Source organism: Paenibacillus sp. TC-CSREp1, from assembly GCF_050171015.1.
Lineage (GTDB): Bacteria > Bacillota > Bacilli > Paenibacillales > Paenibacillaceae > Paenibacillus > Paenibacillus silvae.
Genome location: NZ_JBNOKM010000029.1, coordinates 20887 through 33795 on the forward strand (window position 1 = coordinate 20887; position 12909 = coordinate 33795).

Sequence of the window (12909 nt, forward strand, 5' to 3'; positions counted from 1 at the left end):
AGAGGAATAGTGAGGCAACGAGGAGGGAGGAATCGGAAAAAGGGAGCGAAGCGTCCGCGTTTGGCACGGGATTTCCCCCATAGAGGGGAATAGAAGAAATCCCGGACCAACAGCGGCCCGAAAACCGATCCGCCCACCGAGCGTTTGCCCGCGTACCAGCAGGGTTTTTACTAAAACGCGAGTCGAGCCAAGCCAACGAGCGAACAAAATTACCCAGCGAAGCGAGGGGCCTTGTTTTTAAAGCACCAGAGGAATAGTGAGGCAACGAGGAGGGAGGAATCGGAAAAAGGGAGCGAAGCGTCCGCGTTTGGCACGGGATTTCCTCCATAGAAGGGGGATAGAAGAAATCCCGGACCAACAGCGGCCCGAAAGCCGATCCGCCCGCCGAGCGTCCGCCCGCACTCCAGCAGGGGTTTAAGCTACATGGCGCATCGCGAAGCAGCGAAGCGTCCGCGTTTGGTCCGGGATTTCCCCCATAGAGGGGAATCGAAGAAATCCCGGACCAACAGCGGCCCCAAAGCCGATCCACCCGCCAAGCGTCAGCCCGCATTCCAGCAGGGGTTTAAGCTGCATGGCGCATCGCGAAATAAAGGAGGGTATTTATGACAAACGATAACCGTATTCAAAGCGGTCCGTCAGCGAACGGGCATACCTACTGGGTTATCCCGGATGGCTATATTCCGCCAGATAGCTGCGGCACGCTGGAGAGTCACGAAAGCATCTGTGTTTTGAACACCGGCGGCACAGATGCTGCATTGGAGATTACGATTTATTTTGAAGATCGTGAACCCTTGGAGAACATGCAAGCCGTTGTCCCTGCCAGAAGGACAAAACATATACGTACGGCATCACTTCGATCCGGAGAAGAAGCAATCCCGCCCGGAGTGCCTTATGCGATTACCGTAGCAAGTAATGTGCCGGTCATCATACAATACAGCCGCTTGGATACAACGCAGCCAGAGCTTGCATTGATGAGTGTGATGGCATACCCTTTGGCTTAATATACAGTACCATGCTATATACTCCCCCGCCCTACCCAACCCGAATACCACCACCTTTTTATCATCAGCAACAATAGCGGCTCAATGCTTAAAAGACCTGTATTCCGCATCAGATCAGATGCAGTTTACAGGTCTTCCGCTTCAAAAGCTTTATTCACCATATTTATACGTACTGGAGTTCAAAATGTCCACCCGGACTTCAACCTTACCAAGTTGAAAGTGTTCAAGCGGATCATTATGCCGGGGAACCACTTCTTTCCACCAGTCCATATTGTGGCGGTATAGATGTTCCACAAGGCCATAGGAATCAATGTGGCGTGATTTATTTTTGGTGAACGTATCACGAATTTGGGCTTCAATCTGCTTCTCAGCCTCCTGTTCCATCGTACGAGGAGACCGGGGTGCGCCATGGTTCTCGGTGATGGCTGCTTTAACCGAGGTATGCAGATCAAACGTAATGCCTTCCTTGGTTTTTCTGGCAGTTATTCGTGTCTTGGGATGATGGAGCGTTAACGAAAGGTCAGGGGTCTGACGGTTCTTCCCGTACACATATAGTGGATATTGATACACATGATCGTAGTTCACATAACGTGTGCCATCCGCTTCGGCTCCAGTGATCTTTCCTTGACTTTTGCCATTGCTCACAACGTATAGGCCATCCATTCGAATCAGCGGGGGGGTCTTCTCGCCATTATGCCACGTCTGATTTTTGCTCGATACTGAAGGCAGCAGCACTACGGATTCAGGTTCTCTCAAGCTATCTAACATCTGATGCAGTCGAATGGGCTCATAACCGGAGTACTGCCTGTAGAGTCTCATCGGTTCGAACAACTCAATGGTTTGTGCAGACTGGTTCAGGATGGTGGAGGGTGCGAGCAGTGTGGACATATCCTGTTCCGTCCCATAGATCCATGGTGTATACCTCAGTTGACCGGAATGCAGTAGCGTATTGAAAATATCTTCCAGTCGCCCTTTCAACGCGTTTTCGGAAAGCACAATCGCTTTGACATGGGTCCACAGTGTCTGCTGCTGCGACGTCTCATACAGATCGTTAATGGCCATATTCAAGGTTGTGCCAGTCCCCTTGCCAATCCAGATTTGACCCCCTTCTCTTGGTGTGGGCCCTTCCTGTTTGGCAATGCTGGAGAAATCAATTAATTGGGCGTACGTTATATATTGATTATCCGCGTAATCTATGCCAATGGCAGTAATAAAGTTAATGCTCTGAACTTCTTTGGAATCCCAGCATCCCGTCAGAAGTATGACACAACCCGCAAGCATACTACTTACGTAAGCCCATTTCATCATGGTTTCTCCTTATGACGGGTAGAGTCCTGCGTACGTAATACGGCTGGGCGTTTGGTGCGGGTCATGGAAGGCGGCATCGACACAGCCTGTGTGAAGTCTCCCGGAATGTATGGTGACACAGGGGACAGATAGGATACACCGTAACATTCCAGTGATACGAGATGAACCAGCAATGCAAACAGAGCAACCATAAATCCAAATAATCCCAGAATAGAGGAAGCAACTAACATGCCGATGCGTACTTGAGATGTGGCTCCCCCAAGAACGGTGTTCACCAGAATATAGCTGGAGATTACGGAGATCGCTACGGTCACAATAATGGTGGGAGATGTAATTCCGGCACGAATAGCTGCATCCCCGATAATCAAGCCGCCAACCACACTGACGGTCTGTCCCAACGCACGCGGCAGCCTTCGTCCCGCCTCATTGAACAATTCAAACATAAAAATCATCAGAAACGCTTCCAGCGTAACTGGCATGGGCAGTCCCATTCGCGTTCCTGCAATAGTTGCGAGCAGTGGCAGTGGAATCTGTTCCAGATTAAAGCTGGTCAAGCCGATGTAGAAGGCCGGAAAAAAACAGGCGATGAGCAGCCCGGCAATCCGTAATATACGCTCAAAAGTCACGATGAAAAAAGGAGTGCTCTCGTCCTCCGGCGACTTCAATTGATTAAACAATGTGGTCGGTGCAATGACAGCTACAGGTGAGCCCTCTGTGAGTACAGCGAAACGTCCATTAAGCAAGGAATCCGCCACATAATCGGGCCGTTCGGAGTTATCTGTGAGCGGGAAAATACTACGTACACCCCCCATGACTGCTCGTTCCATGATGGAGGTACCCATGACGCCGTCCACGTTAATCTGATCCAGGTTGCTGCGAGCTGTATTCAGAATTTCGGGGTTGATCACATCTTTGATGTATAACAGGCCAATGGTTGTCTGTGTCCGCGCCCCTTTAACAATTTTCTCATAACACATGGATGAAGTTTTCAAACGTTTGCGCACCAAAGCGATGTTCGTGGACAACTCTTCAGTGAAACCGTCACGCGGCCCCTTCACAGATGTCTCGATAGCGGATTCTTCCGGTGAGCGTCCAGGGATATCGGCAATATCCAGGCTGCAGGCTTGTACACCATTATCGAAAATAAGCAGCAGTTGCCCGCTAAACAGAAGCATATTTATGTTTTGCAGATCAGAAAGGTTGTCGATGGGCTTCAGGGTTAGGCCGAGTTCACGGGGGAGAGCTTCTTCCATAATTAATGTATGCTGTTCCAGCCGGGGGATGATGAATTGATTGATCTGCTTGCTGTCCACCAGGACGTCACAGTAGAGCAGAATGACGGAACGAACGGTCTCATCTTTGGCAGGAAACGTCTGGATTACCACATCTGCACAGGCTTCAAAGTTTTTTCTCAAGGATGCAAGCAGGGTTTCATAGGAAGTGGTGTCAATCGGTTGTTTCTCCATGGTGATGTTTCCTCCTCTGACGCCGTGAATGAATGAAGGCAACCAAGGTTGCCAGAACGGCAAATCCGCTCAGATACACGAGATTGAATGGAAAGATGTAATGGACCAGAATCTTTGTGAAGGTCATATCATCCAGAGGATACAGCATGGAAAGAATAAAGACTACAGATAATGAGGCACAGGTAATCATCCTTCTGGAGGCATGTTTAATATTCCAAATTTCTACCACAATATACATGGCCAGACTGATTCGGGTAAATGCACCTGCCAGCCATTGATAGATCGAGAAGAAATCGGTCTGAGCAATATATTTGCCCAAGGAAGCGATACGCCATTCTTCAAAAGCGGGATATCTCATATTGGAGGCTTCATAAGGATTGAATTCTACAATAGCTCCAATCAGAGGGCCTGCCGTTAAACCAATCATGATAAATGCAAGCATCAGATACTGCCATAGCTTTATACGTTTGGTGAGATGAGGCTGAATGTACCATAGGAAAAGTAGTTCAAACATGCCGGCGAGGCTGTACACCATCCCATGAAAGACAGGTGACCATCCCTGCTCCAGTACGGGCAGCATCCGGCTGTAATCTTTGTACTGGGAATTGACAATGGCAACGTAGAAGCCCAGCAGCACAACGAGTGGCAGAATCAGTCCAGCCGTGAAGGCAAGTGAACGCATGCCTTTGTATGCTGCATATCCACATAACACCATAAGTGCGATTGTCGTTGCGATGACAGGCGTTTCGGTGAGATAGTTGGTTTTGGCCCAGGTGGTTGTGTCACGTAATGTGAAGTAGATTGCGCATAGAAAAAAGAGACTGTTTCCCACCCGCAGAATCAAGCCTATAGGCTTTCCGAGATGGGAAGACAGCCAATCATGTAACGTTTGATGCTGTAGAAATCTAGAGACGTAGGCGAGCATGCTTGCAAAGATGATCAACGGCCCGGTAGAAAGCAGCACGGAAATCCACGAATCCCTTTTCGCTGCGCTCAGAAGGGCAGGGATAATTAACACGTGGCTGATCAGACCCACCGATAACATGATTAACATCATGGCTTGCAAAAATGAAGGTTGTGAACGTTTCATGCGGAGGAACTCCCTTTCCAAGTAAAAGTAAAAGTGTCCTCAGCAGTGTTAACGTGTTTGCGCAGCTTCATACAGGAAAGAGAGTTGGACAGAATTCTTCTAGCTTCGATTATGCTGTATTTCATGGAATCTATAGGATCTTTAACATTTCATCATGCTTTGGAATGACTGACCAGCCGTTGTTTATGATTACTTAGATTAGTACCAAGCACTCCGGCAATAATCAGAACTGCCCCGATGTAGTGATAACCCTGCACAGGCTCGTGCAGAATCAGTGCGCCGCCGGCAATGGATATAAGCGTGGACAGATTGCTGAATACACTGACACGTGAAGCCTCCAGATGTGTGAGCGCATAGCTGGATAGCAGGGTGGACACCATGGTGGACAGGATTGCCAGATAAGCAAGGGCACCAAGGTAGGACGGATCTCCGAGCGGCTGGATATAATCTGCCATGGACCCGATGTAAGCATGGCGTATCAGCGCAGCCGCATTGAATACAATGCAGCCTACCATCAAGGTAACCCAGGTCAGTTCCAGCGGTTTATATTTTCGAGTGAGCGGTCTGGCCAGAACCCCGTATCCAGCAAAACTGATGGCCGAGAACAGCAGCAATACAATACCCTGCATGTTGCTCATCGACATCCCGCCGCCTTTCATCGCAAAGATAAAGATAACACCAGCGACAGAGAGCAGCAGAGACAACTTCTGTACAATGGATGTGCGTTCTCTAAGGAAGACGGATGCCAGGACGAGTGTGAACACAGGAACCATGGCCTGAATAATGCCTGCTTCTGATGAATTGGAGGTAACCAGTCCAAAAGCTTGAAAGGCAAAGAAGAGTACAGGCGAGAGCAGTCCGAGCGGGATGATTCTCCACAGATCAGCCATGCGCAGATTAATCTTGATCCAGCCGAATAACACAGGAATGCTGACCACGATAAGAGACAAAGCAAAGCGATGGGCAAGCACATCAATGGGATGTGCAATGGTGACGGTCATTTTTACAAATAAAAAGGATAACCCGATAATCGCAGCATAAGCGACAGATGCGATGTAAGCGTAGGTTCGGTTGCGTGAAGTATTCATTCTTTTTCCCTCCAGTGATGCAATATAGTCTTGGAATGTGTGGGCATCCATTATGCTAATAACTGTCAAGTGGTGGAACATATGAGCCTTTTTTAATATACTTCTGCGAGCCACATGCTACAATAGAGAAAATGATTGATTGTACCGGTACAATTTCGGGAAAGGAGTCGTTACGTTGAAAAAATATGAGAAGATCGCTCACGCTTTGCAAGAGTGGATACAAGAGCAGATGATACGACAGGACCGTCGTAATTGGGATGAAAAAGGGATCAGGCTGCCCGCAGTCCGGACCGTCGCGAAGCAGTATCAATGCAGTATCAGCACAGTTATTCGGGCCTACGAATGGCTGGAGCACAGACATCTGGTGTACGCCATTCCTCAATCCGGCTATTACGCAGTGCAGAATGGTACGGGAGCACAGGATATGGACTGGCAGGAACCACTGGATTTTGCTTCGGCGGCTCCCGATCCGAGGGTATTTCCGTATGCGGATTTTCGGCATTGTATGGATCTGGCGATGAGACAGAAGCAGGACGAGCTGTTTTTATACGGCACCCAGCAAGGGTTGCCTTCGTTGCTTGCACTTTTACAGAAGCAGTTTGCCGATTATCAGGTGTTTGCGGGAGTGGAGCAGTTTTTCATCACATCGGGTGTGCAGCAGGCCCTTGCTGCGCTGGCTTTGATGACTTTTCCGGGTGGTAAAACCAAAGTGATGGTGGAATTGCCAACGTACCACAATATGCCGACGCTGCTGGAGAGTCTGAAGGTGCCCGTTGCAGGTGTGCGAAGAACCTTAAAGGAAGGGCTGGACTGGGATTCACTGGAACGCCAGTTTGCGGAAGGGGATATCAAGTTTTTTTATGTGATGCCACGGTTTCAGAACCCGATTGGGACATCCATGACGGCAGTGGAGAAAAAAAGACTTCTTCGGCTTGCCCAGCGATATGACGTTTATCTGGTGGAGGATGATTATTTGGCAGATTTGGAGGACAGCGCGAGACAAGATCCGTTGTGGTCCTATGATACGAATGAGCGGGTCATCTATCTTAAAAGTTATTCCAAAATTCTGTTTCCCGGACTTCGCATTGGGGTTACCGTGCTGCCGTCTGCCTTGGTATCCGGCTTTGGCTTGTACAAAAGAATGCTTGATATCGACACCTCCGTTCTGTCTCAAGCTGCGCTGGAGGTGTACATTCACAGCGGAATGTTTGCCCATCATCGTAAAATAATCCGCAGTCGCTATGCTTCGCGCATGCAGGTTGTACACGAGCAATTGGCGGCTCATCCAGACTTTGCCCCGTTCCGGGATGCACCGCGTACAGGTGGTGAGCATACCGTTCTTCCCCTGCCATCGGGAATGCCGGTGAATACGTTGATTTCCCGATTGGAGAGCCGGGGAATTCTGGCCGATACAACGGAACGATATTACCCTTCGGGTATGGTCGAACGTGGGCGAGAGCCGGGAATTGAAACGATGCTGCGCCTGAATATCTCCAACGTGCCAAAGCAGCGTATAGAAGAGGGGATGCAGAAGATTCGCGAGGAAATTTCGAGACTGCAGCTCAAATCGCAGCGCGAAGGAATGGAGTGAACAGGTAAGCTGAGGGTAAAGGCTTGGAAATATGTAGTGAACAGAAGTTTAAACTGGGATGGAATAACTTATGGTATGTGTGAAGATTGGAGTATAAAGTAAACAGGTGATTCGACTCTATAATGGTTCGGTTATATGCCAGTTTTTCTGGGATGCTATGTCTTAATTTTACGGTGTGGGCGTGACAAATCATACTTTGGGCAGATACGATAGACCTTCTCCTTTACGAATGGCCAATCGTATGTACGTTTTAGATTAACCGTTAATTTATTGCTTAGAACTCTCTATGAATTCCAAGAAGTTTAAACATCTTTGGTATCCTTTAATTCCAATGTTAAGTTAGTTTGGGATAGTTTTTATAAAAAAGAAATAAAAAAAGGAACATTTTACAGTTATTTTCGTTTATATTATACAGTCAGCGATTATGGAGGATATGCACCATGATACAGCCTCCAATATTAAAAGGAGAGATACACAATGAAGGTTACCAAAATTCTTTTATCCAGCGTATTAGTGTTAAGTAGCATGGCCACCCTATCATCAATTCAAGCTTCTGCTTTTAACACCAACACATCAGTTTCACCAATAACTATAAAATCTGCATCCGTGGCTTCTTCGCTGTATCAAAGCATTCCAAAATTTAAAAAGACATTGAATAGCAATAAAATTATTTGGACTGGCAAAACCATTAAAGTTACTGCAAATACTGTAGAACAAGAAAAAGCTGCTACGTTTGAATCCAAAGTAATTAAGTCTATTGTTGTATCAAAAGGAAAAATTAATCGAACTATAAACACAGGAGATTTTGATGAAAAATTGCTTGATGTTACGAGTGTTATTGACTCATATTCTGGAGAATGGGTAGCTATTCAAGCTTCTAAAAGCGCGGGAAATGTACTTATTCTTGTGAACCTTAAAACGGGTGAATCTACGTTAATAAATGACCGTCTTCTTAAAGCAGGTAAGAAAGGCATAGAAACCATTGCATCATATAATTGGTCTCCTAAAGAAAACAAAATTGCTTTTTCCTATGGTGACACAGAAAAGAGTTCTCTCGCAATTCATGATCCCGTAAAAGATACCGTTGAATATTTGCCACGCGAAACGAACTATATAAGTACGGGACTTATTCTTTGGCACAAAAACGGAAATACCCTCGATTACATTAGCGAGTACCCTTCAAACCAGATGATTCTTTACAGATACAACTCTGCCAATAAAAAAGTGAAACCTGTAAAAAAAATCAGTCAGAAGGAGTTTCAGCAATTATTGAAATTAGACAAATAATACTCTGCAGCGTATTTAAAAACAGGGCGGGAATATCCCGCCCTGTTTTCTTAAATTTCGTTCACTGTAATCTTCCCAGAGCTTCCGTTTTTGACCAGAACATCAATCAGCTTTTTCTGATTATCGTTCGAAAGCCTAATGCAGCCATAAGTTGGACGAAGTGGATACCATGAAAGGGATGTGCTTGTCGCAGGATCTCCACCATGTATCATGATTTCACTACGACCATTTTTTTCTGCAATCAGGAAGTTGCCACTAACAGCTTGATGTAGCCAAACCCGCTTATGTGGGCCATAGGAGGATTGAGAACTCCCCTTGTCGTATACGACTGTCTTGGCTACACCTGTTGGAATGTCAGCATTCTGAAGTTTCCAATTGGTGTGGTCGTTCCCGTTCTTTGAGTCATTTGAACCACGGCCTAGAGCCTCAACAGGGCCGAAAACCAAATCCCCATTGTCGGAATATACTTTCAAAGTACCTTTGTAGTCACGATTGGTTGGAAAATTTGCAATAATGTGATAACCCATTGTTAAACGCCTCCATTAGTATATTGAGCTGAAATGATGGAGTTTACAAACACTTGAATGGCTCCACATTCGAACGGTGTATGTATCATCTCTCTCGCTTATAAGGTAATTTGTAACATCAAATAACAACCGTAATTCATAATTAGTTTTAAAAAAAGAGACTACCTATTATCGTAGTATTGTCCAACAGCACACAAATCCTTTTCAAAGGAAGTGTAGAAATGGGTTTGACAATCAGTCCCAACCATTTGAAGTCTAATTTAGACTTTACTGATCTACGAGCTACACCGACATTGGACTAACATCTCTGTAATACTTCTTATATAGGTTCATTATGAGAGTTTAAAGATATGACATAGATTGCTAACAATATTGTAATGAAACTACTTACATAAATTCATCGTAAACGCTATAAATACAGAAACACCAGTTATTCCAGAAAATTATAATTCAAGCAGTTCTAAGTTTATGTTTCACGTAGGGACTACAACTAAGAGGGAGGAAGAGGGGAAAAGGAAAGTACTCTTTTAATTAATACAATTGGAAACCTAAATTTTGGAATCAATTGAACTAGGCCTTCAATGTCCATATCATTCTTCCTCATTCCCATATCTAGGGGGACGGATGTTTTACAACTTTTAGCTGGCTGAAATATAAATGAAAAAGTGAAAATATTAATAAATTATACTCTTGAAAGTTGTAAAATCCTTCCGTATATTGCCTTTAATATAAAGGGGTGATTTATATGGAAATGACGAAAGAAATGTATAGTTCTGAACTGAAGAAAATAGCATGGAGACTGCAATACCGCTGTAAAGTGTCTGCTAACAAAGAGTTCGGTATGGTATACGATATCAAATCTATTGAATCATTTGAAAATTCTTCGGTTTCAAAGTTATTTGTCCAAGATGTGCTTAACCTAATCGATAACGAAATTGGTAAAAGAATAATCCGTGCCATTTACTTAGAAGGAAAATCCGAAAAAGAGGTTGCATTTGAGCTTCAAATATCACAACAGGCGGTGAACAAATGGAAAAGGAAGACCTTAAAGAAGTTGTCAATGAAGCTAAGTTCTTAGAATTAGTCAAAAAGGCTAGAGCAGGTGATGAAGAAGCCTTTATGGAAATAGTAGATATATTTGAATGCGAAATGGAACAGCTTGCAAAGTACATTAAAATGCCCAAAGAAGATGTTATGCAATCACTCAGGCTTGGTTTGTTAGAACTAATAATAAATAAACATGCAGAAAAAAGAATAGAATAATGAAGGAACTTCAGTTTCTTTAGAGCTGTACATCTTTGGTGTATGGCTTTCCGCTTTTTTACTTGAAAAATATTGATCAAGAGAGAATTATAAAGAACGATATTAAGTAATTTCAATAAGTACATAATCGGTGAGAAGATACTGGTGTACATCTTTTTCTCCATCTTGCAGAAAGAAAGAGGTAGAGGGACATTTCTACAATTTTATGTTATTAATACTTAGACGTGCGGCCTACAGTATGGCTAGTTAAAGTTTAAAGTGTGAAACAATTAGTGGAGATAAAGCTCGGATGTTATATCCAGGACCAGTCAGAGCATTTTAATTAAGGCTTTATTTTTAGGAAAGATGCTTTTCCCCTCCGTTACCTTATGAAACTGTTGGTGGTAACTCTTGATCATATTAGTGATATAGATGAGTTTAGTGAACTCAGGAGGGGAGCTAAAACGGTAGTGAGCTCATTCCACGTCGTTTCGCCAAGAATTAGCAAACAGTCAGGTTTACCAAGATGATAACGAGAATGTGCTTCCTCAGTGGATACTAATTTCGTCCAGCACCTCCTGAAACGTCTCAGCAAATAGATTCTTTAACCGTTTTTGTGCATCCTGTGCGGTTACTAGATTGTTCTCTTTAACCCTTAATATTTCGCACAATTTATTAAACTGCTCCACCAGTAATGTGTCACATGTTAATTCTATTCATACGAACTACAAAATGGCTCCATGTTATTCCTGTGCCATAGCTTTAAAGGAAGCTTCTGCGGCTTCCAGCGTAGCAGCAATATCTTCATCGGTATGAGCCGTGGTCAGGAACCAGGCTTCATACTTCGATGGTGCGAGGTTGATGCCACGGTTCAGCATGTGGCGGAAGAAGGACGCGAAGCGTTCGCCATCCGTGTCTTGAGCGTGATCATAGTTCGTCACGGGATGATTGCAGAAATGCGTGGAGAACGCACCGCGAATGCGGTTGATCGTGAGATCGATGCCATGGCGGTCGGCCGAAGCCTGAAGGCCAGCTGTCAGATCAATGGCGAGACGTTCCATCTCTTCGTATACCCCAGCGCCTTGCAGCACTTCAAGGCAGGCAATACCTGCCGAGATGGACGCCGGGTTACCTGCCATCGTTCCAGCTTGATATGCCGGGCCGAGCGGGGCAACCTGCTCCATCACATGTTTACGGCCGCCATACGCGCCGATCGGCAAGCCGCCGCCAATGATTTTGCCAAGTGCCGTAAGGTCGGGTTCAATCTCCGCATGATTAGCCAGTCCGGCATACGTCTGCGTGGAACCGTAATGGAAGCGGAACGCGGTAATGACCTCGTCATAGATGACGAGAGAGCCGTTCGCACGTGTCATTGCACAGAGACCTTCAAGGAAGCCAGGCTCCGGCATAACCATGCCGAAATTGCCCACAATCGGCTCCACCATAACGGCAGCCACATCGTCACCCCATCGTTCGAGCGCTTCCTTCAAACCTTCGAGATCGTTATACGGAACGGTAATGACCTCATGCGCGATGCTGGTCGGGATACCCGCGCTGTCGGGAATGCCAAGCGTAGAAGGACCGGAACCGGCCGCTACGAGAACAAGGTCAGAGTGACCGTGATAACATCCGGCAAACTTCACAATTTTATTACGCTTCGTATAAGCGCGCGCTACTCGAATCGTTGTCATAACCGCTTCTGTACCCGAGTTAACAAAACGAACCTTGTCCATAGAGGGAATGGCTTCTTTGAGCATTTTAGCAAGTTTGATCTCAAGCTCGGTTGGTGTACCGTACAGTACACCATTCGCAGCAGCCTCAGCAATAGCCTGAGTAATATGAGGGTGAGCATGTCCAGTCACAATTGGGCCATATGCCGCGAGATAATCAATGTACTTGTTGTCGTCAACATCCCAGAAGTGAGCACCTTGTGCTTTTTTCATAAAAACGGGTGCACCGCCGCCTACTGCCTTGAACGAGCGGGACGGGCTGTTTACGCCGCCTACAATATGCTGCAGGGCTTCTGTATATAACAACTCAGAGTTCGTACGTGGATTCATAAAAGATAACTTCCTTTCCTTTTGTAGTTCCAAAGTTTATATGATCATAACATTGGAAGGATATGATTATTTTCGCATACTTTTGCGTTCAGGCATAGCGAAAGGGCAGCATCTAGGCTGCCCTTTCGAGAATGAATCCGTTCATGGCTGTGTTATGAACGATATCGTTACAGACGATATCTGCCTGTTCATTATTACGTTTAGTGCTGCCTTCATAAATGTCTGCAGCATGACTTACTGAAATAGATG

12 protein-coding genes and 1 pseudogene are annotated in these 12909 nt (G+C 45.5%); 5 read left to right on the forward strand and 8 right to left on the reverse strand.

Annotated features, from left to right (window positions below; all coding sequences use genetic code 11):
• Positions 1 to 414 precede the first annotated feature (414 nt).
• Positions 415 to 573 (reverse strand): hypothetical protein, encoded by a 159-nt coding sequence (locus tag ACQSGY_RS28330; protein ID WP_427181880.1) that lies wholly within the window; start codon positions 571 to 573, stop codon positions 415 to 417.
• 29 nt (positions 574 to 602) lie between these two features.
• Between ACQSGY_RS28330 and ACQSGY_RS28335 the strand changes: the two genes are divergently transcribed.
• A complete protein-coding gene (locus ACQSGY_RS28335) occupies positions 603 to 1001 on the forward strand; it encodes a sensory rhodopsin transducer (RefSeq protein WP_188594670.1) in 399 nt (132 codons plus the stop codon).
• A 150-nt stretch (positions 1002 to 1151) separates the two neighbouring features.
• On the opposite strand, the gene ACQSGY_RS28340 is transcribed toward ACQSGY_RS28335, so the two are convergent.
• From ACQSGY_RS28340 to ACQSGY_RS28355, 4 genes are all read right to left on the reverse strand, one after another.
• Positions 1152 to 2309 (reverse strand): Ger(x)C family spore germination protein, encoded by a 1158-nt coding sequence (locus ACQSGY_RS28340; protein WP_427181881.1) that lies wholly within the window; start codon positions 2307 to 2309, stop codon positions 1152 to 1154.
• A complete protein-coding gene (locus ACQSGY_RS28345; protein ID WP_426334033.1) occupies positions 2306 to 3775 on the reverse strand; it encodes a spore germination protein in 1470 nt (489 codons plus the stop codon). Before ACQSGY_RS28345 ends, ACQSGY_RS28340 begins: the two co-directional genes overlap by 4 nt.
• Positions 3756 to 4865, reverse strand: coding sequence for a GerAB/ArcD/ProY family transporter (locus tag ACQSGY_RS28350; protein ID WP_427181883.1), 1110 nt, complete (start codon positions 4863 to 4865; stop codon positions 3756 to 3758). Before ACQSGY_RS28350 ends, ACQSGY_RS28345 begins: the two co-directional genes overlap by 20 nt.
• 152 nt (positions 4866 to 5017) lie before the next feature.
• On the reverse strand, positions 5018 to 5953 hold the full coding sequence (locus ACQSGY_RS28355) for a DMT family transporter (protein WP_427181884.1): 936 nt from the start codon (positions 5951 to 5953) through the stop codon (positions 5018 to 5020).
• A gap of 175 nt (positions 5954 to 6128) precedes the next feature.
• Between ACQSGY_RS28355 and ACQSGY_RS28360 the strand changes: the two genes are divergently transcribed.
• Positions 6129 to 7544, forward strand: a complete 1416-nt coding sequence (locus ACQSGY_RS28360; RefSeq protein ID WP_427181885.1) for a PLP-dependent aminotransferase family protein — start codon at positions 6129 to 6131, stop codon at positions 7542 to 7544.
• A gap of 477 nt (positions 7545 to 8021) precedes the next feature.
• Positions 8022 to 8831, forward strand: coding sequence for a hypothetical protein (locus ACQSGY_RS28365; protein WP_427181886.1), 810 nt, complete (start codon positions 8022 to 8024; stop codon positions 8829 to 8831).
• A 50-nt stretch (positions 8832 to 8881) separates the two neighbouring features.
• On the opposite strand, the gene ACQSGY_RS28370 is transcribed toward ACQSGY_RS28365, so the two are convergent.
• Positions 8882 to 9358, reverse strand: a complete 477-nt coding sequence (locus tag ACQSGY_RS28370; RefSeq protein ID WP_427181887.1) for a L,D-transpeptidase — start codon at positions 9356 to 9358, stop codon at positions 8882 to 8884.
• Between the two features lie 745 nt (positions 9359 to 10103).
• Between ACQSGY_RS28370 and ACQSGY_RS28375 the strand changes: the two genes are divergently transcribed.
• Together ACQSGY_RS28375 and ACQSGY_RS28380 are read left to right on the forward strand one after the other, a co-directional pair.
• Positions 10104 to 10436, forward strand: coding sequence for a sigma factor-like helix-turn-helix DNA-binding protein (locus ACQSGY_RS28375; protein WP_427181888.1), 333 nt, complete (start codon positions 10104 to 10106; stop codon positions 10434 to 10436).
• Positions 10388 to 10621 (forward strand): helix-turn-helix domain-containing protein, encoded by a 234-nt coding sequence (locus ACQSGY_RS28380; RefSeq protein ID WP_427181889.1) that lies wholly within the window; start codon positions 10388 to 10390, stop codon positions 10619 to 10621. Before ACQSGY_RS28375 ends, ACQSGY_RS28380 begins: the two co-directional genes overlap by 49 nt.
• 545 nt (positions 10622 to 11166) lie before the next feature.
• Here the strand turns inward: ACQSGY_RS28380 and ACQSGY_RS28385 are convergent.
• Both ACQSGY_RS28385 and ACQSGY_RS28390 read right to left on the reverse strand, forming a co-directional pair.
• A pseudogene (locus ACQSGY_RS28385) lies at positions 11167 to 11289 on the reverse strand (IS256 family transposase); the annotation flags it as partial.
• A 54-nt stretch (positions 11290 to 11343) separates the two neighbouring features.
• Complete coding sequence (locus ACQSGY_RS28390) at positions 11344 to 12660, reverse strand: glutamate-1-semialdehyde 2,1-aminomutase (protein WP_427181890.1); 1317 nt, start codon at positions 12658 to 12660, stop codon at positions 11344 to 11346.
• Between the last annotated feature and the right edge of the window lie 249 nt (positions 12661 to 12909).

Bases quoted from the DNA above. Each gene is read 5' to 3' on its own strand.
- ACQSGY_RS28390 (WP_427181890.1), bottom strand. From the start codon at position 12,660: ATGAATCCACGTACGAACTCTGAGTTGTTATATACAGAAGCCCTGCAG.
- ACQSGY_RS28335 (WP_188594670.1), top strand. From the start codon at position 603: ATGACAAACGATAACCGTATTCAAAGCGGTCCGTCAGCGAACGGGCAT.
- ACQSGY_RS28355 (WP_427181884.1), bottom strand. From the start codon at position 5,953: ATGAATACTTCACGCAACCGAACCTACGCTTACATCGCATCTGTCGCT.
- ACQSGY_RS28350 (WP_427181883.1), bottom strand. From the start codon at position 4,865: ATGAAACGTTCACAACCTTCATTTTTGCAAGCCATGATGTTAATCATG.
- ACQSGY_RS28330 (WP_427181880.1), bottom strand. From the start codon at position 573: ATGCAGCTTAAACCCCTGCTGGAATGCGGGCTGACGCTTGGCGGGTGG.
- ACQSGY_RS28345 (WP_426334033.1), bottom strand. From the start codon at position 3,775: ATGGAGAAACAACCGATTGACACCACTTCCTATGAAACCCTGCTTGCA.
- ACQSGY_RS28375 (WP_427181888.1), top strand. From the start codon at position 10,104: ATGGAAATGACGAAAGAAATGTATAGTTCTGAACTGAAGAAAATAGCA.
- ACQSGY_RS28365 (WP_427181886.1), top strand. From the start codon at position 8,022: ATGAAGGTTACCAAAATTCTTTTATCCAGCGTATTAGTGTTAAGTAGC.
- ACQSGY_RS28340 (WP_427181881.1), bottom strand. From the start codon at position 2,309: ATGATGAAATGGGCTTACGTAAGTAGTATGCTTGCGGGTTGTGTCATA.
- ACQSGY_RS28380 (WP_427181889.1), top strand. From the start codon at position 10,388: ATGGAAAAGGAAGACCTTAAAGAAGTTGTCAATGAAGCTAAGTTCTTA.
- ACQSGY_RS28370 (WP_427181887.1), bottom strand. From the start codon at position 9,358: ATGGGTTATCACATTATTGCAAATTTTCCAACCAATCGTGACTACAAA.